Origin of the sequence: Heyndrickxia camelliae, assembly GCF_002844575.1 — a bacterium.
Classification (GTDB): domain Bacteria; phylum Bacillota; class Bacilli; order Bacillales; family Bacillaceae_C; genus Margalitia; species Margalitia camelliae.
The window spans coordinates 82927-109149 of the sequence record NZ_PIQO01000016.1; the positions used below are offsets into that span (position 1 = coordinate 82927).

20 protein-coding genes and 1 pseudogene are annotated in these 26223 nt (G+C 37.1%); 10 read left to right on the top strand and 11 right to left on the bottom strand.

Features of this window, described 5'->3' with window-relative positions:
- Positions 1–1194, top strand: coding sequence for an AGE family epimerase/isomerase (locus CWO92_RS18050; RefSeq protein WP_165786707.1), 1194 nt, complete (start codon positions 1–3; stop codon positions 1192–1194).
- Positions 1195–1280: 86 nt separating this feature from the next.
- On the opposite strand, the gene CWO92_RS18055 is transcribed toward CWO92_RS18050, so the two are convergent.
- The 7 genes from CWO92_RS18055 to CWO92_RS18090 form a co-directional block, all read right to left on the bottom strand.
- Positions 1281–2177, bottom strand: coding sequence for an ROK family protein (locus CWO92_RS18055; protein WP_101355608.1), 897 nt, complete (start codon positions 2175–2177; stop codon positions 1281–1283).
- A 143-nt stretch (positions 2178–2320) separates the two neighbouring features.
- Positions 2321–3712: a glycoside hydrolase family 1 protein gene (locus CWO92_RS18060; RefSeq protein WP_101355609.1), complete on the bottom strand. Its 1392-nt coding sequence runs from the start codon at positions 3710–3712 to the stop codon at positions 2321–2323.
- Between the two features lie 27 nt (positions 3713–3739).
- Complete coding sequence (locus CWO92_RS18065) at positions 3740–5989, bottom strand: alpha-galactosidase (protein ID WP_101355610.1); 2250 nt, start codon at positions 5987–5989, stop codon at positions 3740–3742.
- Positions 5958–6938, bottom strand: coding sequence for an acetylxylan esterase (locus tag CWO92_RS18070; RefSeq protein ID WP_101355611.1), 981 nt, complete (start codon positions 6936–6938; stop codon positions 5958–5960). The genes CWO92_RS18065 and CWO92_RS18070 overlap by 32 nt, the downstream gene beginning before the upstream one ends.
- Before the next feature lie 260 nt (positions 6939–7198).
- A complete protein-coding gene (locus tag CWO92_RS18075; protein ID WP_101355612.1) occupies positions 7199–8461 on the bottom strand; it encodes a glycoside hydrolase family 18 protein in 1263 nt (420 codons plus the stop codon).
- A gap of 187 nt (positions 8462–8648) precedes the next feature.
- Positions 8649–9305, bottom strand: coding sequence for a sporulation-specific diadenylate cyclase CdaS (gene cdaS / locus CWO92_RS18080; protein ID WP_101355613.1), 657 nt, complete (start codon positions 9303–9305; stop codon positions 8649–8651).
- A 269-nt stretch (positions 9306–9574) separates the two neighbouring features.
- Complete coding sequence (locus CWO92_RS18090) at positions 9575–12214, bottom strand: putative bifunctional diguanylate cyclase/phosphodiesterase (RefSeq protein ID WP_101355615.1); 2640 nt, start codon at positions 12212–12214, stop codon at positions 9575–9577.
- 770 nt (positions 12215–12984) lie between these two features.
- Here CWO92_RS18090 and CWO92_RS26765 point away from each other — a divergent pair.
- Positions 12985–13910: pseudogene (locus tag CWO92_RS26765) on the top strand (formylglycine-generating enzyme family protein); the annotation flags it as partial.
- Between the two features lie 218 nt (positions 13911–14128).
- Here the strand turns inward: CWO92_RS26765 and CWO92_RS18105 are convergent.
- Both CWO92_RS18105 and CWO92_RS18110 read right to left on the bottom strand, forming a co-directional pair.
- The gene (locus CWO92_RS18105) at positions 14129–15463 is read right to left on the bottom strand and encodes a C1 family peptidase (RefSeq protein ID WP_101355617.1); all 1335 of its coding nucleotides are present in this window, start codon (positions 15461–15463) and stop codon (positions 14129–14131) included.
- Between the two features lie 111 nt (positions 15464–15574).
- The gene (locus CWO92_RS18110) at positions 15575–16942 is read right to left on the bottom strand and encodes a TrkH family potassium uptake protein (protein WP_101355637.1); all 1368 of its coding nucleotides are present in this window, start codon (positions 16940–16942) and stop codon (positions 15575–15577) included.
- 551 nt (positions 16943–17493) lie between these two features.
- Here CWO92_RS18110 and CWO92_RS18115 point away from each other — a divergent pair.
- From CWO92_RS18115 to CWO92_RS25515, 6 genes are all read left to right on the top strand, one after another.
- Positions 17494–18441: a ubiquinol oxidase subunit II gene (locus CWO92_RS18115; RefSeq protein WP_233269720.1), complete on the top strand. Its 948-nt coding sequence runs from the start codon at positions 17494–17496 to the stop codon at positions 18439–18441.
- 50 nt (positions 18442–18491) lie between these two features.
- Positions 18492–20444, top strand: coding sequence for a cbb3-type cytochrome c oxidase subunit I (locus CWO92_RS18120; RefSeq protein WP_101355639.1), 1953 nt, complete (start codon positions 18492–18494; stop codon positions 20442–20444).
- Positions 20445–20456: 12 nt separating this feature from the next.
- Positions 20457–21062, top strand: coding sequence for a cytochrome o ubiquinol oxidase subunit III (cyoC, locus tag CWO92_RS18125; protein WP_101355618.1), 606 nt, complete (start codon positions 20457–20459; stop codon positions 21060–21062).
- Positions 21063–21368 (top strand): cytochrome o ubiquinol oxidase subunit IV, encoded by a 306-nt coding sequence (locus CWO92_RS18130; protein ID WP_101355619.1) that lies wholly within the window; start codon positions 21063–21065, stop codon positions 21366–21368. It begins immediately after the preceding gene.
- Between the two features lie 331 nt (positions 21369–21699).
- Positions 21700–22575, top strand: a complete 876-nt coding sequence (locus CWO92_RS18135) for a COX15/CtaA family protein (RefSeq protein ID WP_101355620.1) — start codon at positions 21700–21702, stop codon at positions 22573–22575.
- Positions 22576–22842: 267 nt separating this feature from the next.
- Complete coding sequence (locus tag CWO92_RS25515; protein ID WP_165786708.1) at positions 22843–23007, top strand: hypothetical protein; 165 nt, start codon at positions 22843–22845, stop codon at positions 23005–23007.
- A 63-nt stretch (positions 23008–23070) separates the two neighbouring features.
- Here CWO92_RS25515 and CWO92_RS18140 read toward each other — a convergent pair whose 3' ends face one another.
- Positions 23071–23829: an SDR family NAD(P)-dependent oxidoreductase gene (locus tag CWO92_RS18140; protein WP_101355621.1), complete on the bottom strand. Its 759-nt coding sequence runs from the start codon at positions 23827–23829 to the stop codon at positions 23071–23073.
- Positions 23830–23986: 157 nt separating this feature from the next.
- On the opposite strand from CWO92_RS18140, the gene CWO92_RS18145 reads away from it, so the two are divergent.
- Positions 23987–25210, top strand: a complete 1224-nt coding sequence (locus CWO92_RS18145; RefSeq protein WP_235851632.1) for a helix-turn-helix domain-containing protein — start codon at positions 23987–23989, stop codon at positions 25208–25210.
- 201 nt (positions 25211–25411) lie between these two features.
- Positions 25412–25813: an acyl-CoA thioesterase gene (locus tag CWO92_RS18150; RefSeq protein WP_101355623.1), complete on the top strand. Its 402-nt coding sequence runs from the start codon at positions 25412–25414 to the stop codon at positions 25811–25813.
- Positions 25814–25845: 32 nt separating this feature from the next.
- Here CWO92_RS18150 and CWO92_RS18155 read toward each other — a convergent pair whose 3' ends face one another.
- Positions 25846–26163, bottom strand: a complete 318-nt coding sequence (locus CWO92_RS18155) for a hypothetical protein (RefSeq protein ID WP_101355624.1) — start codon at positions 26161–26163, stop codon at positions 25846–25848.
- Between the last annotated feature and the right edge of the window lie 60 nt (positions 26164–26223).

The window sequence follows — 26223 nt, forward strand, 5'->3', positions numbered from 1 at the left end:
ATGAAAAAGATAGATTTCATACAAGAACTTAATGAGCGAATTTTGCCTTTTTGGACTAATTTACTAGACCGTGAGAACGGCGGCTTTTATGGGAAAGTAGATTTTCAATTAAATGTGGATCCAAATAGCCCTAAAGGCGGGGTTATTGGTGCAAGACATCTGTGGTCCTTTTCAGGTGCCTATTTATTAACGCAGGCAGAACAGTACTTAGAAGCTGCAACGCATGCCTATCAATTTTTAAAAGAAAAGTTATGGGATCATGAACATGGGGGAATTTATTGGTTAGTAGATTACAAGGGAAGGCAGATTATTAGCGAAAAACATGTATATGCACAAAGCTTCGCTATTTATGGGCTAAGTGAGTATGCAAAAGCTTCCGGGAATAATGAGGCACTGGAGCTCGCAATCACTCTTTTTCATATGCTTGAGGAGAGGTGCTACTCTCCAGAAAATAAGGGGTATAACGAAGAATTCACCATTGATTGGAAACTTAAAGACAATGAGCTTTTAAATGAAGGTTTAGGAACGGTATATACAACGAACAGCCATTTACATCTTTTAGAGGCATATACGAATCTCTATAGTGTATGGCCCGAAAAGCATCTACTGAAGAGAATTGATCATTTGCTTGATTTATTTTCCGAAAAAATTTTCGATCGTCAACAACATTTTTGTCATGTTGCTTTTGATGAAAAATGGAATCGTACGAAAAATACATTTTCTTATGGACATGATATTGAAACGAGCTGGCTATTAACAGAGACGTTGGATGTTACCAAGTTGGATAGGCCGGACGTCTTGGAAATCAACAAGCAAATGGCCATTAAGGTTGCAGAGGAAGGAATTGCAGAAGATGGTTCTATATTCGATGCCAAGATAGATGGTATGGTCAACAAAACGAGAGTTTGGTGGGGACAAGCAGAAGCTGTAATAGGGTTTTACAATGCTTATCAACTAACACAGGACGAGAAGTTTATCCAATTTTCCGCTAATGCATGGAATTATATTAAAACGTATATTCATGATCCAAGGCCTGGTGGTGAATGGTTTTCGCGTATCGATGAAGGAGGTAACCCAATATCATCCCTGCGAAGCAAGAAATATACGACACCAGAAAACATTTCCGATTCTTGGAAAGGTCTGTATCATAATTCGAGAATGTGCTATGAAATGATCCGAAGATTACCTGAATAAAGAAACAAAAAGCGTTAAAGAGCCGTTTGTAAGCAACAAGGCTCTTTAACGCTTTTTGAACTGTCCGCCCCACAAGGACAAAATTCCTAATTGTCCATTTGTGGTGCCTGGCACCACTTCTGTTTATAGTTATAGACTGCTCCAATTAGGTTTGCATCATTTTTAAATTTGCATAGAGTTATTTCTGGCATAAAAGAGGCAATTTTAACCTGCTTAATAATTTTTTCCAACCGCTTATTTAATTGCGGAATTAAATCTTCTTTACTGGAGACACCTCCGCCAATAATAATTTTTTCGGGATCAAAACTATATTGTAAATTATATATTCCTTGTGCTAAATAATGATAAAAGGTTTCGACTTCTTCCAGTGCAATCGGGTCCCCCTGCTCGGCCATATCAAAAACATCTTTCCCGCTCAGCTCATCTTCGGGAATATTTTTACGCTTTGCAGTTCGTCTAGCCATGTTTACCGCTGTTCCCAAATCGCTGAAGGTATTATTGTCCGTTAGCAGCATAAATCCAAATTCACCGCCAAATAAATGTTTGCCATGCCATACCTTGCCGTCCATAATAACCGCTCCGCCAATACCGGAACCAACAACGACAAATAGAACATTTTTCAATCCTTTCGCAGCACCCTTCCATACCTCTGCAAGTCCTGCGCAATTTGCGTCATTTTCAATGGAAACAGGGCACTGGAATAATTCAGTCAGCTCCGCAAAAATCGGAAAATGGTGTATATAAGGAATAGCGCTGGCACCTTCGATAATGCCCTTGTCCTGATTTACCGCTCCGGGAGAACTTATTGCAACACCTTCCAATGGAATTTGCTCTTCCGCTCTCTTCTTTAAATCCTTTAATTGTACCTTCATTTCCGTCCATGTTTTAGGAGTTTTTAAAGATCCTTTATTACTAATTTTTTCATTTTCCCATACCCCATATTTTATAGAGGTACCTCCTATATCTAAGGCAAGTAATGCCATGCTCATTCCTCCTTCTATCCTATTACTACTACTTTATACAATTTTCGCAAAAATAAATAGGAAGGAAAAACACCTATTTTGGCTAAATATCATTCTTAAACCATCGTAAAATAGGTGTTTTTCCTCTTAAACTATCTCTTACTCTATTCTAATCCATTATTTTTGCTTACTTCTTTAAACCAATTCCCTGATTTCTTAATCGTTTTTACTTGAGTATGAATATTATTGGATATAAAACCGTAGCGATTTCGATAGGCATTTTTCCATGACCAGCAATCAATCGGTGTCCATAAGTGATATCCAAAGCAATTAGAACCTTCTTCAATGCCTTTATGAAGCCATTCTAAATGCTCTCTAATAAAATCAATGCGATAATCATCTTCAATAACACCTTCTTTGTTCAAGAAGCGCTCTTCTCTTGAAACACCCATGCCATTTTCGGAAACAAACCACTCGATATTTTTATAATTATCACGGATATTTATTGCAATGTCATATAATGCTTGCGGATAAATCTCCCATCCCTTATCCACATTCATACGTCTGCCAGGCATATCATAATTATCATAATAACGGTCTGGCATCCAGTCAGCAGTGCTGTTTGGAGAGATATCGGGAGCTTTTACCCTTGAAGGATGATAAAAATTAACACCTAAGAGATCAATAGTATTCTCCTTAAGTATTGTTTTCTCTTCATTCGTCGATTCCCAGATCACTTTATCCTTTGATAACAATTCCTCTAGTCCTTCCGGAAATTCACCATATACTGCTGTATTCAGAAACATCTCATTTCTCCATAAATCCGCTATTCTGCTGGCCTCTAAATCTTCTTTACTTTGGCTTGCTGGATATGATGGAGTTAGATTCAAAATAATCCCGATTTTAGCACCCTTTTCATGCATTCCTAATTCTTTAAATGCTCTAATCGCCTTTGCAGATGCTAAATTAAGGTTATATGCTACTTGAACTGCCTTTTTCCCATCAACCACTTTAGGATAATGAAATTGATATAAATATTGGCCATCTACAATGACCATCGGCTCATTAAAGGTAAACCAATGCTTCACACGATCACCAAATAATTCGAAACATTTACTTGCGAATTTCGCAAATAAATCTACCACATGCTTCGATTCCCAGCCACCATATTTTTGGTAAAGCACAACAGGCAAGTCAAAATGATGCAACGCCATTACAGGGGTAATTCCCTGCTTAATGAATTCGTCAATAACATCATTATAGTATCGGACACCATCCTCATTTACAGTAGCTGTTTCAAAATCATCTATTAATCTTGTCCACTGAATAGAAGTTCGAACAGAATTCAAACCAACTTCTTTCATTAATTTAATATCTTCTACATAACTATTATAAAAATTAGATGCTGTATCCGGGCCAACTTGGTCGTAAAATTCTTCTGGTTCCACCTCATACCAGTAATCAAAAACATTGGCGTGCTTCTTATTAAAACGTCCTTCACTTTGCGGTCCAGAAGTTGCTGCACCCCACCAGAAATTACTCGGGAATTTCTTCATTATATTCCATCTCCTTTAACTGTCTCTCTAGTTGCCTTCCACTGCTTTTAGATAAAATAATTTACTATTAAAATCCTTTATTTTTTCTCTGGCCCAGTATTCATCGGCTTTGCCAGTAAAGTTTTCTCCAAAAAGGAGACCGATTTGCATAAGGTCGTCTCCAAAACGTTCTACTTCTGAATCATTAATTTTATATAATGTATTCACAGATAGTCCTTTTAATACTAGACGTTCATATGGCCGATTCGGCTTAGAGAGCACCTCGTAATACCCAACGATTGCCTCTGATTTATCTTTTGAAACAACCATCCAGGCTGTTTCATTATTAGTAAATGGACTCGATAATCGAATGAAAGTACCTTGTTGGAACAGGTTACGATGCTTTTTAAAGAAAGCAATATGTTCCTTCATCTGCCTTTTTTCTTGATCAGACAAAAGGGTAATATCCAGTTCATAGCCAAAGGTCCCAAAAAAGGCCACATTTGTTCTCGTTTCCAGACTAGTTGTTCTTCCTACTTGATGGTTAGGCACAGCCGATACATGACTTCCTATACTAGAAAGTGGATAAACCAAAGAAGAACCATACTGGATTTTCAATCGCTCTACAGCATCCGTATCATCACTTGCCCATGCTTGTGGAGCATAGTATAGCATGCCAGGATCAAATCGGCCGCCCCCGCCTGCACACGATTCAAATAGAATGTTAGGGTATTTGTTTATTAATTTTTCGTATAAATCATAAACACCCAAAATATAACGGTGATATACCTCTCCTTGCCGATTTGCCGGAAGTCCTTGCGAATAGACTTCTGAAATATAGCGATTCATATCCCATTTAATGTAATCAATCTGTCCATCCTTTAAAATATCGTCCATCAACGTAAAAATATAATGAACTACTTCTCTTCTGGAAAAATCTAATACAAATTGATTTCTTCCGTGAGAAACCCTTTTACCAGGGACATGAATGAGCCAATCTGGATGCTCCTCATACAATTTCGTGTCTTTACAGATCATTTCAGGCTCAAACCAAAGCCCAAATTGTAATCCTAGTGCATGGATTTTTTCTGACAAACCCTTTACTCCTGCCGGCAATTTTTCTTTGTTTACAAACCAGTCACCTAAGGAGGATGTGTCATCATGCCGTTCCCCAAACCATCCATCATCGAGAACAAATAACTCGATTCCTAAATCAGCCGCATTTCTAGCAATCTCAAGAATTTTTTCCTCATTAAAATCAAAATAAGTAGCTTCCCAATTATTTATTAAAATCGGGCGTTCCTTATCCCGCCACTGACCTCTTGCAAGTCTTGTCCGATACAGTTCATGAAAGATATGGCTCATACCATTTAAACCATTCTCACTATAAACAACAACTGCTTCAGGTGTTTGGAATTCCTCATTAGCATTTAATTGCCATGAAAATTGGAGTGGATGAATACCTACCATCGCTCTTGTTACTTGATATGTATCAACCTCAACCTGTGCAAGGAAGTTTCCGCTATAGATAAAACTAAAGCCGAATACTTCTCCATGATGCTCCGTTGTTTCCGGTCGAACTAGAGCCATAAATGGATTATGTGCATGACTGCTGGCCCCCCTAGTGCTTCCTACCGATTGAACACCTGTAATAACAGGCTTTCGTTCCATATGATTCTCTCTTGCCCATGCTCCATTTAGATGAACAAGTTCAAATTCATTATGTGGAAAATCAATACTCATGCTCATAGCCGTTTTAATATTAAAGCTCGTTGTCCCATTATTGACGAACTTTACGCTTCTTGCTATTGCATCAAAGTTTTGAAAGATAGTATAAAATAAATGAATTGTAAGCTCAGAATAGCTATCCTTTAAAACCACTTCTAACGTTTCCGCTTCTTCAGGATTTTCAGTATACGTTGCTGGAAGACCTGACAATTTAGGTTTCCCTGCAGATACGTTATAATGGTCAAACTGAAAATCCGAAATTCGATCTCCTTTTGGATATTCTATTTGATAGGCAGGATTACGAAAGTCCGTTGTGCCGAAAACAGGATATTCTTGTTTTATATGCTCAAGGGAAGATGTGTGATCTCCTTCAAATAGATTATTAGAGGGACGTACCTCTCTTTCAATTAAGTATTGGAAATTTTCACGATGGCGTATGCTTTTGCCAAAATATAAATGTTCCAAATGACGGCTTTTTTCTATTACTCTAAATAAATAGCTAATTCGACCATTCGTTAAATGAAATTCTAGGTTATCCTTATTCACCTTTATTAGATTGGATAGAGTCACCGATCAAAAACCCCCTTACCTTATCCCCTAGCTTAGGAAGCCACTCATGTCCATATTCAGGGAAAACAATCATTTCTTTTGGGGACTGAATCTTATTGAATACGGCAAACTGTGTTGCGGGATAGCATACTCCGTCTTCCAGTCCAATTGCCCAAACAACTTCTGCCTTGATCCTAGATGCAAGATGCTGAATGTCAATATATTCCAATGTATGAAAAAACTCTTCTTCCCTTTCATGCATTGGATCACGAAAACGAAACCAATAATGTAACTCTTCATAAGCAGAAGACGTAATATCAAATTCAAATGCTTTCCGGTAATCACTCAAAAACGGATATTGGGCTACCACTTTTTTTACACGTGGCTCTAATGCTGCACATACAATAGACAATGCGCCCCCTTGTGAAGCACCTTGGACAACAATATTTCCCTCGTCCACATTGTCCATCGACATTAGTATTTTTGCCGCTTGAGCAGTATCAAGAAAGACAGAGCGATAGTAGAGGCTCTCTGGTCCTTCCTCCACACCGCGAATGATTAATCCTTTAAGTGTTGTGCCATTTACTACTGTATTGTCTTCGGACCAACCGCCTTGACCGCGGCAATCCATCGCCAATACTGAAAAACCTTCAGCAACCCAGCCAACCTTATCTGTAAAATCGCCGCTATCGCAATGATAGCCATGAAACATTAACATTCCTGGTGTTTTTTTTGTTTTGTTTTTCGGACAAACATATTGGCATCTAACCTTTGCTCCATTTATTCCAATAAAATATAAATTATAAAAATCTGCGATATGGGAAGGTATATTTACTTTTTCCAATTCATACTGTAAGGGCAGTTGAGAAAGCTCTTCCAAACCCTTATCCCAAAATTCATCAAAATCAGCAGGTTTCTTTCCTGAACCTATATAACTGTTATATTCATTAAAAACTTGCTCAGCTTTCATCCAGACACCCCTCAACCTGTTATCGCTTTCATTATAATGTATATACTTAATAAAGTAAATGTATATATTTAATTAGAATTTGTAAAATCATGAGGGTGCCTGGCACCACTCGTGGACAAATTGTAAAAGTGTCCATTGTGGGTGGACAAATTGTAAAACCAGACTTTTTGTTAATAAAAGTAAAGCAGCCTAATACCCGTTACATTTGAACATTTCATAAAGGGAATCAGGCCGGTTTTTTATATTTTTTCCGTACTTTCTCACAACTTCCGAATCGTAAAAAACTTCCGCAGCAGCCAAACACCAGGTGCAAAACCTAATGAAAGCTGCCATGCTCCTATTGCTTGCAAACCGTAGTTACGAACTAATTCCATTTTAGCACTCATGCTTCGAACGTCCTCAAACCAAACTTCATGTGTCTGTCCTTGTTCGTCTCTATATCTAAAAAATGGTGATTGATATTCTTCTGAATATTGAATTGGTGCATGATAACGCATAGCAGTTTCTATAGCATCTTGATTGGATATACCTGGTGCAATCCTTCCTGAGCTATAAGGAATGATCCAATTATATCCATATAGAGGTACGCCAAGAATGATTTTCCTGCTTGGAACAGTCTTTATAGCATATTCAATCGTTTTTCTGACTTCAGTTATTGGTGATACAGGACCGGGTTCACTGCCAGAATGGTGCCAATCGTAGGCCATAATAAACATATAATCGACTACAGAGCCTATTCCACCATAATCATATCCTCTTAACCAAGATATATCTTCACTCGATTTAGCAGGAACAGCAATGGTTATAGGCAGCCTATCTTCTCGTAGGCGGACCTTTAATTCTTTTAAGAACCCGGTCAGAAGATCCCGATCTTGTGCCTTAACAAGTTCAAAATCGATATTTACCCCGCCATATCCATGTTGTTTTGTTAAATAAACAATATTGTTTACTAAATTGCTTCGTGCAGTAGGATTATTTAATACAGCACTGACAAGATCAGAGCTAAATCCTTGAGAGGTTAAGTTTGTTATTGTTACAAGCGGTACTACCCGATGCTCCCAAGTAGTTCGTACAGCTACTGCATCATTTAAATTGTTCACGATATCTCCATTACTGGCAAAGTGGTACTCAAACAAAGCGATGGAGGATGAATAAGGGGCAAATTGACTAATTAGTTCTGCGTCCTGTTCCGGCGTACGGACTTGATAATATTCCAAAGTACCTGCAAGGTAATTTGATATGTTGGGAATTTTAATTTTCATTCCAGGATGAATAGAGGAAGGATGAATCGACGGATTTGCTTGTCTCAATTGTTCCACGCTTACCATAGCCTTTCTGGCAATTCCGATAAACGTATCTCCTGACTGTACGATATACGTGTATTTAGGAATAAGTACTGCCTGACCAATTACGAGATTAGAATCTCCAAAGCCATTTGCCAATCTTAATCTTTCCATCGAAGCTTGGTACATTCGGCTTATTTTAAATAAAGTGTCTCCTTGTCGAACTATATGAATAAACATTGTACTCCCCCCATTAACAATTAAGCGCCAATATATATATACGGGAACTTTATGGAGGGACATCCCTAATAATTCATATTCTTGTTAAAAAATTTTACCCAAAATGATGTCACTTTATTATGGGTTCCTTTTATCTAAATAAAATGGCTCCTGCATAATTTGGTCATATTACCAAATACGAATTAGTTTAATCGTTATTAATCAACTTTATTGGGTCACTGAGTGTAATTTTCTCGGTCATATTAATAGGATATAATTTTCCTTCTAATGCAAAAGAAATCCTGCCCGTTTCCTCTGATACAACAAGTGCTAATGCATCACTTTGCTCGGTCACCCCTAACGCAGCCCGATGCCTTGTTCCAACCTTTTCCTTTCCTATTTTTCTTTTAGTTAAAGGCAATACATTCGATGCTGAAACCACAACATTCCCTCTTATTAAAACCGCTCCATCATGAAGAGGATTCCCTGGATAAAAAATAGCTTCTAATAATTTCGGTGTCACAACCGCCTCCATAGGCGTTCCTTTTTGAATAATTGTCTCTAATGAATGGCTCCTCTCGACTACAATTAACGCACCATGTCTTTGTTTGGAAAGATGCTGCATGGAAATAGATAGATCCTCATATGTGTCTGTAAAGGAAGATAAATAACAATTCAAATAAAAGGATGCTGCCATCGCTTCAATATCTGCCAACTGATTTTTTGCCTCCTCCAAACAATTCAATAAGCAATAATCCTCTCCCTCAAGCTGTGCTAAATTCGATTGAAGGTGGCTGATTAAATGTTGGAGTCCTACCGCTAACTGTTGCTTCATAGGGGAAAAATCACAGTTTTTCGTTTCCACGTTCGTATCCCTCCCATTTTTTGAACATTGGCCAAACCTTTCTTGAACTCCTATTACTTATTGTTACTATTCCCATAAATTTTATGACAGTGGTGCCAGGCACCACCCGTGGACATTTCGCCACTTTGTCCACCACAGGAGGACAGTTAAATACATTAATAATAGAATGGAGGTCCACAGCCAGAGCTATGGACCTCCATTCTTTTTTCTCTTTAAGCGAAAAAGTAATCTTTTGTTTTTCCTTTAATTATCCTTATCACCGGCATTCCTCAATCGGGGACACGAACTAACTGATCATCCGCCTCAGCAAGAAACTTTCTCATCGCATCCTTATTTACTGGAGGGCTGAATAAGTAACCTTGAATTTCGTCGCAACCCATTTGCAGCAGTCTGTCCCTTTCTGCTTCACACTCTACTCCTTCTGCAACAACATTAAGATGCAGACCATGGGCAATATCAAAAATAGATTTCACCAAGAGTGCCTTCTTCTCATCTTGATGAATATCTGTTATAAATTGCCGATCTATTTTAATTTCATCAAATGGCAGCTGTAGCAATTGATACATGGAGGAATAGCCTTTTCCAAAGTCATCAATAGAGATAAGCACCCCTAATTGCTTCAACCGATAAATCACCTCTGCTACCTGCAGTGGATCTTTGATGAATACACTTTCGGTGATTTCTAATTTTAAATACCGTGGTTCCATCCCCGATAACTCTAAAGCTTTTTTAATTAAAGGGATTAATGAATCCTGTTGAAAATGCTTTGCTGATATGTTGACGGAAATCGGTACATGCAGGAGCCCTTCATCCTGCCATTCCTTATTTTGTTTGCATGCCATAAATAGAGACCACTCATCTATTTGTAAAATGAGTCCGATTTCTTCTGCAATAGGTATAAAGGTGGCAGGTGAAACATATCCCAATTGCGGGTCCTTCCAGCGCAATAATGCCTCCATGCTTGTGACACTGTTCATTCTTGTCTTCGGCTGAAAATAAAGCTCAAATTGACCTTTATCTACTGCTAACCTTAAAGAATGTTCTATCTCTAAACGTTCCTGAAAACTATTTCGCATTGATTCATTAAAAAATTGAATACAATTGCCGCCCTTTTCCTTCGAATTATACATTGCAATGTCAGCGCATTTGACAAGCGTATCTAAGTCCTGTCCATCTTCAGGATACATACCTACTCCGATACTGGCAGTTATATAAAACATATGCCCTTGAACAGGGAAATAGGAAGAAAATGCTTGAATAATTTGCTCCATCGTCTGATGTAATCCTTCACCCTCTACACGCTGGACGATGACAAATTCGTCCCCGCTAAGACGAAAAACTTCCCGATTGTCGTTTTGTATAGCACCAAGTTTTTTTGCAATTAATTGCAGCAAGGCATCTCCAGCATCATGACCTAAAGTATCATTGATTTGTTTAAATTGATTAATATCAATGAAGATAATCGCTGCGCGTTTCGTTAAAGGATGCTTTATTAAATTTTTGACATAGGTTTGGAAATGCAGCCTATTCGGCAATCCTGTTAAAACATCAAAAAACGCTAACTGATGCAGTTGATCCTCCGATTCCTTTAATTTAATTGTTTGTTCCGTTAGCTTCTTATTCATTTCACTGCTTTCTCGGAACTGTTCCTTAATCTTTTCAGCCATTATTTTCAAATTTTGTGTTAATAATCGGAGTTCTGATACATAGCTTTGCGGCCACTCGACTTTCTCAAAATGAAGCAGCCTCTGTGGAAGTCCAGTAGTAGCAACAGTTAATTGCTTTAAATTATTGATAAAAATCCGACTAACAATCTGTACAAGGAAAACGAGTAAAATTGCAAACAAAGCCGAATACTTTAGCTGTTCTAAAAAGTTATTAGTAATTTGATCCTGGTACTTAGAAATTGGAAATCGGAGCACCATTTTCATCGATAAATCATCTATTTTTTTCGTATAAACATAGAACCCTGATCTCCATCTCATAATAGGCGTAGCGTTTTCTTTTTCCTTCGGCAATGCCTCATAGAAGTTATATTGGATCTTCCTCCACTCATAATTCTGCATCCAATCATATTTCTGGCCGGTCTTCAGCCCCTGAATACCAGAAGCAATAACATTAGCATGAAAGTCTGTGATAACAATATCGTATGCTTGCTCTTCATTTTCCTTCACCGTATCATATAAATGGTTGGTTCGAAAAGGATCATATAATTTATGTAGGTCATCCTTATTCCATAGGATCATTTCTTTTTCCATCCGATTTGTACTATTTTCCGCTGACCTTACCGCATCCTTTACCATATGCGCATGAACGTTGCTTGTGATTGTCGCGATACTTATGAAAAAAGGTAACAGAATAGAAACAAATGTTATATGGGAGAGAAATTGATGAAAAGAAACATTATTCTTATTGACTTTTAATATTTTATAAAAGGGAACATATGCAAGAAGCATGTCTGGCATCAGAACATTAAAACATCCGTTGATAATATCTTTTGCTACTTTAAAATACAGTACACTTCCTGTTAAAGCATGCCCATTTATAAAAAGCATTCCAACAAATCCAACGGTTAACCAAAATAAGACATCCACATAGAACATTTTTGCCTTTCTACCTTTATAAAAAAAAGCACCTACAAATAAAAGCTCTAAAATAGAAAGACAACCAATGCTAATACCCAAAAAACTATGCTGTACGAAAAAAAGACCTATTACACCAACAAAAACGGCACTGGGAAGTCCCATTAGCCGAAACAATAAAAACAAAAATAAGCTAGAAAAGGAAAAGGTAATCCCGTAAGCAAATGTTAATTTATAACTTGAAAATACAAGAAATAACACTGCAAAAACTATAAACAAAAGGGTTTCACGGTTCCATTTTGGAATAAATGTTTTAATAGCGTGCATATGTATCTCCTAATCTAATTTTAGAGTAAGAAGCTGTTAAACTTACATTCCAATACATATCATAACACATGCATTTTCACTTGAATATCACAGGCAAAATCCTCTTAAATACCTCCCTTCAATCAAAAAATCATCTCACTTTTAACATGTAACTCAGAACGAACTTCATACATTATATGGTGTCGAAATGTAAATGAAATATTGATTTATTTATAACCTTTTACAACATTTCAACGTCTGTTTTTTTTGTATAAAAAAGAGAAAACGCATGGGACATCCACTAAAACTCTTAACAAGCTCTCAAGCTTTGAAACTAGCTGTTTCGGCACAACTGTATTAGAGGTATGTAAGAATATGGGAGATAAAAGAATGGAGTATTGCTATTTCAGCAAGGAATTCAAATTAGCACAACCAAATACGGGAAGCAGCAGCCTGTGAAATGAATAAAGCTATAAGTAAAGCTTTTATTTAAAAGAAAAGATGTTCACCTATATCAAATCACAGTACCTTACAGTGTAAAAGTAAAATACGAAGTAGCCTTTTATATAAAATTACAATTTCAGATAATCTTCTACCTATTACTCTTTCAATCAAACGTTTGAATAAATTGACAATAAATCAAAGAAAATGAACTTTCCTCGGCTCACATGCAAATAAAAATTGACGAATATTGTTAATAATCAAACAAACCATTCCCCCTCCCTGATACCCCTAACCTAGTTACTGTTAGAAGGAATTATTCGAGAATTGTGATAGGAAGTGGTACTAAAATGGATTCAAAAAAATCATGTTGTTCGGTTGGCAGAGCATTCATTCAAACAGATTTTATTCCCACAGAAAACACAACCTTCCTTATTCACAGTTGATAAGAAGGAGCCAGAGGATATGGTCTTTATTCCAGATGGAGAATTTCTTTTGGGGACGAAGGACAGAGACGGATTTCCTGCTGATGGGGAAGACTGTACGCTGTGTAAAGGTTCCTTCTTTTTGGTTGGACAAATACGCCATTTCCAAAGCAAAGTTTTTAAAATTTGTAAAGGCAACAGATTATAAAACCGAAGCAGAACAATCCGGATGGTCTTTTGTTTTTTACCTGTTATTATAGGAAGATACCACAAAGATGGTGCGGCAGGTTCCACGCGAAACGCCATGGTTGGCTGTTATCGAAGGAGCCTATCGGTTCCAACCAGAATGTCCAGATTCCTTTATAGAAGGACAAATGATTCGCCCCGTTTTTCCATTTTCTAGAATGATGCAAAAGCCTATTGTGATTGCGCAGGTAAAAGACTACCAACGGAAGCCGAATGGGAATTCACAGCACGAGGTGGACTTAGTCAAAAGAAATATCCTTGGGGAGATGAACTGCATCCAGATGGAAGACATGTTTGTAATATTTGGCAGGGTAAGTTTCCGAAAATAAATACCGTAAAGGATGTTTATTTAGGAACAGCCCAATTGATGCTTTCCCACCAAACGGATACAGCTTATATAATATAGCCGGAAACGTGTGGGAATGGTGTTCAGATTGGTTTAGTTCAAAAGCAATAACCCCCAAGGACCAAAATCCGGTACCACAAAGTCCATGAGAGGTGGGTCTTCTCTCTGCCCTGAATCCTATTGCAACCCATATAGAATTGCTTCAAGAACTTCGAATACTCCAGACAGTTCAGCAGGGAACCTAGGGTTTCGTTGTGTTGGATATCAAAGAGCACTGAAAACAGCTATTATTTTTCACCATTTCACCATTTTCGACTCAAAATATTCTATTTCCTCTTAATCAAACGTTTGAACAAAAAAAACGAATAGATAAAGTTGTCAGCATTCGGTGTCCATTTACAAAAGCAGAAATGGACGAAAATTGTCATCATATGAAACAGGGATGTTTTCTCCATCAGAGACAACATCCCTTATATCCTATTTCGCTAATGACCCCATTGGATCCCAAGGTTTCAATTCGATAGGGTCTTTCTCCCATGCCTTTTTCAAATCATCTGAGAGGTGTTTCTTGTTTACGACAATTTGATAGGTGTACTCATCCATCCACTTATCACTCATGACAAAATATCCTTTATTCCCTACTTTTTCACCCCAGCTGTTTTCCACTTTCCATCTGTTTGGTTTACCTTCTACAAGATTTACTCCCGTAAGAACCATAGCATGAGTCATGACGCTCCCCTTATAGTCAAGTCGTTCTGCCTTTGACATTGACATTTCAATCCCCAAAGTCGATTCGTAATCATAGAGGTCCAAATCCATAATGCCATGATCTTTATTGGATAATTTACCTACATCACATCCAAACCATACACTTTCATTGTCTTGAATCTGCTTGATAGCAAGCTCCTTCATCGTATCCATATCGACATTGAGGTATTTAATTTGGTTACCTTCTACAACATTTCCAAGATATTGTACGGTATAGGTTTTTCCGTATGGTTTATCCTGAGTCGGTGCATTGATAATACTCACATATTCATCTAGATCGAGCCCTATATATTTTTCATAGAACTGTTGAGGAGTAATCGCAAGGTCCCGATAAAACGTATTATTTTTATTTCTATATTCAAAATTAAATGTTCTTGGCGGCTCCCCTAATGATAGAGTTAGAATTTTATAGATATCCGACAGCATTTCTTCCTTCGTTTTGTTTAATTCTTCCTCAGTTCCCCCTTTACTGGACATATTTCTGAGTTTAACTGCATCTTCCCGTAATTTCGTATTCAATATGGCATTTAGCCTCATCGAACTGCTACTTTGAAATGTTTCTGGCATTGCCTGCTTTGGCACTACACCATACTTTTTAACAAGCGAAACAAACATATCCCATTGTCCGCCATCCTGTTGGGGAGTAGACAATATCCAGGAAACCAATCTTCCATCTAGAGGCTCGTTCGCTGTTTCCAAAACACTTTCAAGAAAATAGTTCGCTTTCTCAAATTTATCCCAAAAGTTAACGTAATTTTGGGATAGCTCAAAGTCTTTTAATTGAAACTCTCGATTCATTTTATGGTGAAACGTATTCAGCGCAGCAAACATCCAGCATCTTCCACTTTGCTTTTGATTGGATACTTTCCCTGTTTCAATTTCATCAGAGAAAACATGATTCATAGCCACAATAGCATCTCTATTTTCAGCAACCGCATCAATACCATTTTTGATCACGGCATTTTTCACTATCCTCCCAGGTATAGAATCGTTTACCTTCTCTGAAAACCTCTCTACTAATTTGGTTGATATACCATTTACCATATAAAATCCCCCCTTATGTATGCGTATTATCATTATATTCCTAATTATCAAAAAAATGAACCAAAAAGAAAAGGACGGTTCTCAATAATAAAAGAGCCGTCCTTATTTACATTATCCTGTTATCACCCTTTCAACAGGATAATGATAATTTGCTTTCCCCTTATTATTTCCTCCCATTATTAATAGGAAAGAAGTTAACCCAATTCTTCCAACAAACATCAAAATCATCAAAATGCATTTTGATAAAACACTTAGATCCGGAGTGATACCCAACGATAAGCCCACTGTACCGAAGGCAGAGCAAACTTCTAATAAAATGGCCATTAAATCTTGCTGCTTATCAGAGATGCTGATTAACACTACTGAAATACAGCACATCATAACAGCTAATATAGTAATAGCAAAAGACTTCATAATATCATCTTGATGAATTTCTCTATTAAAGATTTTAATATCACGGTTTCCTTTTGCGAAATGATAGACGAACAACATATTTAAAGCAAACGTGGTTGTCCGTATTCCCCCACCCACTGAATTAGGAGAACCTCCAATAAACATGAAAACACTCATAATCAATAGTGTAGGCACAGAAAATTCCGTTATATCCATGGTTGTAAGTCCAGCACTTCTCGTCGTAGCTGACTGAAAGAGCGCATAGAAAAAGCTCTTATGCCATGATAAATGTCTAAAATAATTTTGCCACTCTAGCAGGAGAATCAGAACTGTTCCAGCGATAAATAGAATTCCATAAGTAATGGTTGTCATCTTTGCAAACAAGGAAAAACGAAATGATATTCTAGACTTTCTCCTTTTATTCAAAAAATACGATTTCACTTCTATTACTACCGGAAACCCTATGGACCCAAAAATGATTAAGACTATGACAATGATTTGTACAAAATAATCTCCTGCAAATGGGATAAGTGATTCCCCAGTGATATCCAAGCCAGCATTTGTAGTTGCACTAACCGCAGCAAATAACCCCTGAAGAAATGCCTCTTTTCCAGAAGGAAAGTATTTCATAAAATATAATCCTAAAATCACAGCTCCAACCAACTCTGTCAAAAGTACCATTTTTAATATCTCTTTTACTAACTGGACAAGACCTGATAATGCATATTGATTATTATCTACCATTATAAGGCGGCGTTCGCGCAAACCAATTTTCTTCCCCAATAGAAGCCAGAAAAAGGTACTCATCGCCATAATCCCTATACCACCAAATTGTAAAACAATCATAATAACAAAATATCCAAATAAACTATACGTCTCTGATATATTAAAAACCGTTAATCCCGTATCGCTAACTACACTCACAGCAGTGAAGACTGTATCGATAAAACTTACATGTACCCCTGGCTTATGTACTGCCGGGAGATTGAATAATAAAATGGATATCACAACTGCCAGTAAATAATACCCTGCAATAACCTGGACGGGTGATCGCTTTTCTAGCCACATTCGCATTTTACTAAACATGATTTCCATATCCCCCAATTTTTCCATTTCTCTAATCATAAAGAAAATTGACTGTGATGGAAAGGGATAATTATAAAATTGTCTCATTCCTCTTCATAAAAAAAAATGAGCAATCCTAATTATTTTTCTCTTCACCATTATTATATTAAAATAACTTTTAAAAACATGATACGGTTTTTCATAGGCACAAATTAAAGACTTTGTTTGATTTATGTTCAAAATTGAGCATAAATCACCTTGAATTTTCCCATTCTGTAACAAAACCTCCATTAATTATTCACAAACCCTTATAAAATAAGAAAATTCAATCATTATTGCGCTTCCATAATACGAGTGGAATTATCAGAATCAATTGTCTATTTAGCTAAAAACATTACGTATAATACCCATATTTTTACATGTAAGTGGAATATTTGCATCCAAGTTTGAACTTTCAATGACACTTGTCATTATTCTACTAATATAGATATTCAATTAGAAATTAATCTGCTATAGTTGTATTGTTTTTTAATTTACTCATTTTTTATTTCAAACGGAAAGGGGAATTACCATTGAGAAAATGGACCAAATTAGCTAAATATTCCTTTTTAACTCTGCTTGGCATGGTCCTTTTGGCTGGATGTGATAGAAGCAAATATATTGTTCTCGATCCAAAAGGCCCAGTTGGCCACGAAGAGTTACGTTTAATTATCATTTCGGTAATTTTATGTGCAGTTGTCATTATTCCTGTTATAGGTATTTTCGTTTATATTGCTATACGGTACCGTGATACACCGGATAACAAAGCACCTTATCAACCTGAATGGGCAGATAGCAAGGTGCTAGAAGTAATTTGGTGGGGAATTCCTGTTGTTATCGTTGCAATACTTGGAGTCTTTACAGCGAAAACAACATTGAATTTAACAAAACCACCTGTGAAAGATGTTAAGCCTATAGTTATTCAAGTAACATCCTTAGATTGGAAATGGATGTTTACGTATCCTGACAAAAAAATTGCTACAGTGAATTATGCTGAAATTCCAGCTGGTGTTCCAGTTCAATTCGTTCTAACTTCTTCTGGAACAATGAATTCATTCTGGGTTCCGCAGCTAGGTGGGCAAGAATATACAATGCCAGGTATGTCAATGGGATTATGGCTTCAAGCTGATAAAACTGGTGAATATTTTGGCTCAGGTGCAAACTTTACTGGTAAGGGATTTGCTCATATGCAATTCAGAGTGAAATCTGTTACACAAGAAAACTTCAATAAATGGGCAGACAGTGTGAAAAAGAATTCTCCTGCCTTAACAAATCAAGGATATAAAAATTTAGAAAAACCAGGCTTAGAGAAAGAATTAAGCTTTTCATCCTATCCTAAAGGACTATATGAAGACATTGTAAATAAACATGGTGGAACTTATATGGATCATATGAATCATATGGGTGATAGCTCATCCATGTCTGATATGAAAAAGGATGATAAATCAATGTCTGGAATGGATATGGAACATAATAAATAAGGAGGAGATCCGTTTTGGATACATCGCATTTCTTTGTCACCGGCGATCCAATGATTTATGGAGCCGATGTTTCGATTGTCTTAGCAGTGGTTGCGATTGTTTTTTGCCTCACCTATTTTAAAAAATGGGGTTGGATATGGAGAGAATGGATCACAACCGTTGATCATAAAAAAATTGGTATCATGTATCTTTTAGCAGCTTTACTTATGCTCTTCCGCGGTGGGGTGGATGCCCTTTTAATGCGGGCACAGCTTGCTGTTCCAAATGCTCACTTTTTAGAGTCAGAGCATTATAATGAGATTTTTACGACTCATGGTACTATTATGATTCTATTTATGGCAATGCCATTTATGTTTGCTTTATTTAACATGGTTGTTCCTTTACAAATTGGAGCAAGAGATGTTGCTTTCCCAGCATTAAATGCTATTAGTTTCTGGCTATTTTTCATCGGAGCAATGCTCTTTAATCTTTCGTTCGTTATTGGTGGTTCACCAAATGCTGGTTGGCTTTCTTATCCACCATTATCAGAAAGTGCATTTAGTCCAGGTCCAGGTCAAAACTACTGGATTTGGGGTATACAGATATCCGGTATCGGAAGTTTGGCGACCGGAATTAACTTTGTCGTTACGATTTTAAAAATGCGTACGCCATCTATGCGATTACGTGACATGCCACTTTTCACATGGTCTACATTGGCATCTTCTATCGCTATTTTAGGTGCGTTCCCAATTCTTACTGTAACATTAGCTATGTTAACAATTGACCGTTTATTAGGCGGACATTTCTTCACATCAACAGCTGGCGGAAATCCAATGATGTACGTCAACTTAATTTGGATGTGGGGTCACCCTGAAGTATATATTGTTGTCTTGCCTGCATTCGGAGTATTCTCCGAGGTAGTGGCAACCTTCTCGAAAAAACGTATCTTTGGTTATAGCTCCATGGTATTCTCTATGATTGCCATTAGTGTTGTTTCTTATTACACATGGGTGCATCACTTCTTTACGATGGGTGCCGGAGCCGATGTAAACATTGTCTTCGCGATTTGTACCATGATCATCGCGATACCAACAGGAGTGAAGGTGTTTAACTGGCTCTTCACGATGTTCCGAGGCAGGGTGCGCATTACTCAACCTATGCTTTGGTTCTATGCATTCGTTCCATGTTTCCTTGTCGGAGGAGCGACAGGTGTTATGCTTGCGGCAGCACCAGCGGATTATCAATATCACAACAGCTATTTCTTAATCGCCCACTTCCACCAAGTATTAATCGGTGGGGTTGTATTCGGATATTTAGCAGGTATGTATTATTGGTTCCCTAAAATTTTCGGATTTAAACTTAATGATCGTCTAGGAAAATGGGGATTCTGGTTATGGCAAATTGGTTTCTATGTTTGCTTCATGCCACAATACGCCCTTGGTTTCATGGGAATGACTCGTCGTATTTATACCTATAATGCTTCTGCTGGATGGGATATGGGTTGGGCACCGCTCAACATGGTATCTACTGTCGGAGCATTCTTAATGGGTATTGGATTCATCTTCCAAGTATGGCAAATTGTCTATAGTATTAAACACGGTGAACGTGATGTAACCGGCGATGCTTGGGATGGTCGTACACTAGAATGGTCTATCCCGTCTCCTGCGCCAGTATACAACTTTGCAATTCTACCTGAAGTAAAAGGTCGCGATGCATGGTGGTATCAAAAACAAGAAATGAAAAATGGAGACTATCAAGAAAAACCGGTTAAATACGAGCCAATTCATATGCCGAAAAACACTGGTGTTCCATTCATCATGGCATGCTTCTTCTTTATTGCCGGATTCGGATTTACATTTGAATGGATGTGGATGGGAGTTGCTGGATTAATCGGTGTTGTAGTTACTTTATTCGTACGTTCATTCCAATATGACACAGATTACTATATTCCTGTGGAAGAGATAGAGCGAACTGAAAATGAATATAGAAATCGTGTTCTTTCAGCTCAACAAACTGCAAATTAGGAGGTTTTAAACATGCAACAAAGCGCTTCTGCTCATGTTTCTAACCATGATCATGGTCATGTAGACCAGGAAGGGTTAAAAATATTAGGTTTTTGGATTTTCCTTGTAACCGACTGTCTCCTGTTCGCGACTCTGTTTGCAGCTTATGCCGTTTTGCATACTCACACAAATGGAGGATTTACAGGGAAGGAATTTGATAAACCTGGTTTTATCATTGAAACCTTTATCTTATTAATTAGTTCGTTTACAAGTGGTATAGCTGTTTTATTCATGCATAAAGGAAATAAAAAAGCACTATTGGGCTGGCTGATTGTTACAGCTGCCCTTGGTGCTGTGTTTGTGGGACTTGAAATCAATGAGTTCACTAATATGGTTCATGAAGGTGCAACTATCTCTACGAGTGCTTTCCTTACTTCTTTCTTTACACTAGTAGGAACACACGGATTGCACGTTACAGTCGGTATCTTCTGGATGATCGGATTAATGATTCAACTATCTCGTAAAGGGATTACAAATGTAACGAAAAGAAAGATCTCTGTCATCAGTCTTTACTGGCACTTCTTAGATGCCGTTTGGATCTTTATCCTTACTGTAGTTTATTTGATGGGGGTGATGTAAATGTCAAATCATGAACATACTGCATCCATTAAAGCTTATGTAATTGGATTTATACTTTCTATCATTTTGACAATCATCCCGCTTGTACTTGTGTTAAATCATATGATGGCAAAATCAGTACTTTTACCTGTCATTTTGATAGCAGCCGTATTACAATTTGTTATTCAGCTCTTCTTCTTCATGCATATTCGCGACGGAGAAGGACCTCGCTACAATGTAATGGCATTAGTTTTAGGATTAATTTTCGTTATAACCATTGTTGTAGGTGCAATTTGGATTATGTCATTTAACTCGGTTGTACAATAAGAAAAGCGAAAGTGGCTTTTTCATCGGCGTACGGATGAACGAAATTAGCTCTTCCAATTTCACCTTCGTAGTCGCAGGCTCAAGATAAAGGAAACACAGTAAGGTAGTTCACGAACAAGTGAAAATAGTCCTTACATTTTCAACTGATGTTGACTTATCTTAGGGAGAAGACGGAGGAATCCGCTAGCCGATAGCTACTTGCGCTAGACAGAGAAAAAACTTAAAATGCTTCTCTTAGTTCCGACTGACGGTATCTAAGAGAAGTTATTTCTTTATCTCACTTTGTTCAATATTGAACATAATTATTAGACCTTACGAAGAAGGTGTAATCATGCGTTATTTTTGGCTTGCAGTTAGTTCTGCTGCAGTGCTATTTATCGTAAATATTATAGGCTTTGTTGACACAATGACTCAATCTGCAATGGGATGCGGAAGCGGATATCCACTCTGCAATGGAAGTATATTCCCGGACTTTTCCGATTACCATTCCGTAATTGAATATACGCATCGAATAGTGGTTGGTCTTGCTAGTCTATTACTATTTGTTGTGTCCGCTATTGCTTGGTTTCGTTATAAATCAAAATCTCCTAAAATAAAATGGTTAGTGTTATTTGCTGTAATTGGCATTCTTGGAGAATCTACCTTAGGGGCATTAACTGTAATGGTCTCCCTTTCACCGCTACTCCTTGCTGCACATCTAGGGATTGCTCTTATTTCCTTTGCAGCAGTTGTCAATATTGCCTATGTAATTTATATGAACGAAAAAAATATACATGAACGTGGAAAATTACCTCTTACCTTTTCCATCTTTTCTTGGATAATTTTTATCTGTTCATATGGAGCAATATATTTTGGCGGTTATGTATCCAAAACAGGAGCAGGCGCATCATTTCGCGGCTATCCATTTCCAACCGAGCATGCATCTGTAGTGGGGAATGCCTTTTGGATTGATGTCGTTCATCGATTATTTGCGCTTGGATTAATTATTCTGTTTCTCTTGCTTATCTGGAGAGCGAGAAAATACCGTTCTTTACGGCCAGACATTTATCGTTTAAGTATCGTTTGTTTTATCCTGATTATTCTTCAAGGACTCAGCGGTGCACTATTGATATATACTAGTCTTAGTCTAGGGGCTGTACTCGTACATGTTTCCATCATATCCTTACTCGTTGGTACGTTAAGTATTATAGGCTTCCAGAGTAGATAAAAAATCCTAAATTATTATGTTTAGGATTTTTTATTTTGTAACTAAAGTAAAGGTAAGCCTCAGCTTGTTATCATCTCTAATTACGATGTCAATACTAATAAAAACATTTTGTCTACCCTATTTTGTTAATTTTTTTCAAAAAATATTTGACAATTCTGTGATTATTGGTAGAATATTCAGTAAGGGAGATGGTATCAATGCATGAGAAAAGTCTAAAGGCTATTAAAGGATCCATTTGTGGAGTATGCTTAGGAGTACTTATCTTTATTGCAAGCTTTTTTTGTAAGCGCTGCCAGCGGCGGGTATTTTTATACAGCAACAGGTGTTGGTGTTGTTATTGCTTCATTAATCACCCTTATATTTAGTATGTCCATCATGTTGATGGAGGAAGTTACTTCAAAAGAGAATAAAAGTAATATACGTTCTTTATGATATATAAATAAAAATAAGGATGGACTCCTCATGTCCATCCTTTTTATTTATTTTAGTTATCAATTATAAAGTTAACCCACCATCTACAACCACAACCGATCCTGTCATATAACTTGCTTTATCAGAACTTAGAAATACAACCATTTCAGCAAGTTCGTTCGGTTCTGCATAGCGGCCCATCCTCATTACGGACACTTCCTCTGGCACGTAACCTGTTTCTGTAAACATTCTTTCCACACTACTAGTTAACGCAGTCTTTACCCCTCCTGGACAGATGGCATTAACACGAATACCTTTTTTCACATATTCTAAAGCGGCGGCTTTCGTTAAGCCTACTACTGCATGTTTACTTGCGGAGTAGATAGATGCACTATGTTCACTACGAATACCTGCCGTGGAAGCTGTATTAATGATAGAACCGCTACCTTGGTTTTCCATCACTTTTAATACATATTTCATACCTAAGAAAACACCTTTTACGTTAACAGACATAATACGATCAAATTCAGCATCTTCAACCTCAGCTAAAGGTGCAAACTTCTGTATAACACCTGCGTTATTAAAAAACACATCAATACGTCCGAAGGTATCGACCGCAGTTTGAACATAATTTTGAACATCTTTACTATTGGATACGTCCGCCTGAACGAAGATTGCTTCTCCGCCTTGTTCTTTTATTAATTGCAACGTTTCTTCACCAGTTGTTTGATTAAAATCTACTAATACTACCTTTGCACCTTGCTTCGCCATCAGCAAACTGCTTGCTCTTCCAATACCACTTCCAGCACCAGTTACTATAGCAATTTTATCTTGTAATTCCATGACTCTTCCTCCTAAAATTCGAGCTTATTTCTTTATAACACCCCTATTTTATTTCTTAAATATCCGGATTTATTGTATTTTTCCACTGTAAATAGTATTTTTTTATATAAATAAACAAAATTGGATGCGCTATCAATTTTTAATGGAGGATACTTACGTGCATTTCAAAGAAGAAGAGATTCTTTACTTTTGCCAATCACTGTTTGCAGCACATCGGTTATCTGTTTTTTACATCAACCAGTACGGAGAATTTGAATTCGAATGTGTAACAAGTCATTTTCAGAGTAGCCCTTACTACAATAATTTAAAGTTCCGTATAAAGGAATACACATATCCAGTCAAAGTAGTGGATATACCTCGTTTCTTTTCCTATTCCAATTTGCAGTTTTTCTCTATTTATTTAAAGGAGACAAAAGGTTCGATAGTCGTTGGCCCCTGTATTCATACCGACATAACGGAAGAGAAGATGAATGAGATCATGGATTCCTATAAAGAAATCCCACATAAAAGAGCCTTATTTGATTTTTATCACTCTCTCTATGTAAAGGATAGTGAACAATTTCTAACTATTGGATTACTTGCATTTTACACTATATACAAGAGAAAATTAGACAAATCGCTTGTACTAGAACAAAATAAAGAACTGGAATCCACTTTAAAGCTGGATCATCCAGATTTAGAACTGTCAAAAGGAAGAAGAGATTTAACTTTCCATTCGAATCTTTCTCATGAACGTGTCTTACTTCATTATGTGAAAAATGGACAAGTAGACAAATTATCGAATATCGTCAATTATTCCATTTTTTCCGAGGACGAATTGGGTGTATTGTCTAAACGAAGCAGAATCAGAAGCGAAAAAAATTTAATGATAACAGGTGTTGCCCTAATTTGTAGAGCTGCGGTTGAAGGCGGATTGAATGAGGAAACAGCCTTCACTTTAAGTGATTTTTATATTCAGCAGTTGGAGGAGCAAGACCATTTAAAAGAAATACAGGCCATTATGACAGAAGCTGTATATGATTTTACCAATCGGGTACAAGAAGCGAGGGCAAATAAATATTCCCGTACTGTTACAACCTGCCAACACTATATTTATAATCATCTGTACGAGGATATAACCTTAGATCAGTTGGCACAACTTAATCATTTAAGCCCCAATTATTTATCCAGTCTTTTCAAAAAAGAAGTAGGAATTTCTATTAGTAACTACATTCAAGGTGAACGAATCGAAGAAGCCAAGCGACTACTCTCCTTAACAGCATACCCTATTTCATCCATCGCAACATGGCTCAACTTTAACGACCAAAGCTATTTCATAAAGGTATTTAAAAAACATACAGGAGTCACACCTAAAAAATATCGAAGTAGCTTCCAAGAGTAATAGCATAGCCCAAAAACAGAGGATGTCTGCTAGAGACATTCTCTGTTTCCTATTTATCTTTATCGTTTACATATACTGTAAAACGGTTTTCCTGACAGCAATTTCGAATCACTACTATAAGGACATGCAGAAAAACTTACCATTAATCAATCAGCCAATATGTTATGATAAAAATAAAAGTATAGATAGGTGAGTACGATAATGGAAGATATCCTGGAAATCATCGTCCGTTCCACCGAAATTGATGTGAACGGACATGTGAACAATGCAAAGTATTTGGAGTATCTTGAATGGGGTCGGGAAAATTGGTATGAAAATGCAGGATTACCATATGAGCGTTTTCTTGAGATGGGAATTCAGACCGTGACCGTTAATATTAATATTAACTATCGGAAGGAATGCAGGCAAAACGACCGGCTTTCTATTCACACGAAGCCAGAAAAGATTGGTAGAAGCAGTTATGTGTTATTGCAGGAAATATATAATCAACATGGTGAAAAATGTGCAGATGCACTTGTCACAAGTGTAACAATGGATGCAAGTACACGAAAAAGCAGAGAAGTGCCACATGAATTACGGACTTTATTTGAAAAGGCAATTTAACACCCTTTTGAGTATCAAAAGGGTGTTCCGAATTACATTATATAAAATAAAACGATAACAAGAGAGAGTAGTAATCTTATTACATGATGTTTTATATTTACTATTCCATAAAGATGAATTCCGTTTGCGATGGATAATAGATGCATAAGAATAAGACATAGGAATACTACATAAAGAGTTTTCGATGTACCATTCACCAATATAGCAGTTACCATAAGCATGATACCTATGACGGTCATCCCAACCGCTGACCAAGTTGGAATGTTGCGTTTCCAAAACTGTAGAGAGCCTGCTAATAAAGATAATGCACCGTATCCAAAAGTGAAACATTTTGCTATCCATAATAACATTTCTTTCACCTCAACATATGACTCTATTCTTATTAAAATATGTGGGGTTAACCCCATGTC

Bases quoted from the DNA above. Each gene is read 5' to 3' on its own strand.
- CWO92_RS18050 (WP_165786707.1), top strand. From the start codon at position 1: ATGAAAAAGATAGATTTCATACAAGAACTTAATGAGCGAATTTTGCCT.
- CWO92_RS18055 (WP_101355608.1), bottom strand. From the start codon at position 2,177: ATGGCATTACTTGCCTTAGATATAGGAGGTACCTCTATAAAATATGGG.
- CWO92_RS18060 (WP_101355609.1), bottom strand. From the start codon at position 3,712: ATGAAGAAATTCCCGAGTAATTTCTGGTGGGGTGCAGCAACTTCTGGA.
- CWO92_RS18070 (WP_101355611.1), bottom strand. From the start codon at position 6,938: ATGAAAGCTGAGCAAGTTTTTAATGAATATAACAGTTATATAGGTTCA.
- CWO92_RS18075 (WP_101355612.1), bottom strand. From the start codon at position 8,461: ATGTTTATTCATATAGTTCGACAAGGAGACACTTTATTTAAAATAAGC.
- CWO92_RS18090 (WP_101355615.1), bottom strand. From the start codon at position 12,214: ATGCACGCTATTAAAACATTTATTCCAAAATGGAACCGTGAAACCCTT.
- CWO92_RS18105 (WP_101355617.1), bottom strand. From the start codon at position 15,463: ATGGTAAATGGTATATCAACCAAATTAGTAGAGAGGTTTTCAGAGAAG.
- CWO92_RS18110 (WP_101355637.1), bottom strand. From the start codon at position 16,942: ATGTTTAGTAAAATGCGAATGTGGCTAGAAAAGCGATCACCCGTCCAG.
- CWO92_RS18120 (WP_101355639.1), top strand. From the start codon at position 18,492: ATGATTTATGGAGCCGATGTTTCGATTGTCTTAGCAGTGGTTGCGATT.
- cyoC (WP_101355618.1), top strand. From the start codon at position 20,457: ATGCAACAAAGCGCTTCTGCTCATGTTTCTAACCATGATCATGGTCAT.
- CWO92_RS18130 (WP_101355619.1), top strand. From the start codon at position 21,063: ATGTCAAATCATGAACATACTGCATCCATTAAAGCTTATGTAATTGGA.
- CWO92_RS18135 (WP_101355620.1), top strand. From the start codon at position 21,700: ATGCGTTATTTTTGGCTTGCAGTTAGTTCTGCTGCAGTGCTATTTATC.
- CWO92_RS18140 (WP_101355621.1), bottom strand. From the start codon at position 23,829: ATGGAATTACAAGATAAAATTGCTATAGTAACTGGTGCTGGAAGTGGT.
- CWO92_RS18150 (WP_101355623.1), top strand. From the start codon at position 25,412: ATGGAAGATATCCTGGAAATCATCGTCCGTTCCACCGAAATTGATGTG.
- CWO92_RS18155 (WP_101355624.1), bottom strand. From the start codon at position 26,163: ATGTTATTATGGATAGCAAAATGTTTCACTTTTGGATACGGTGCATTA.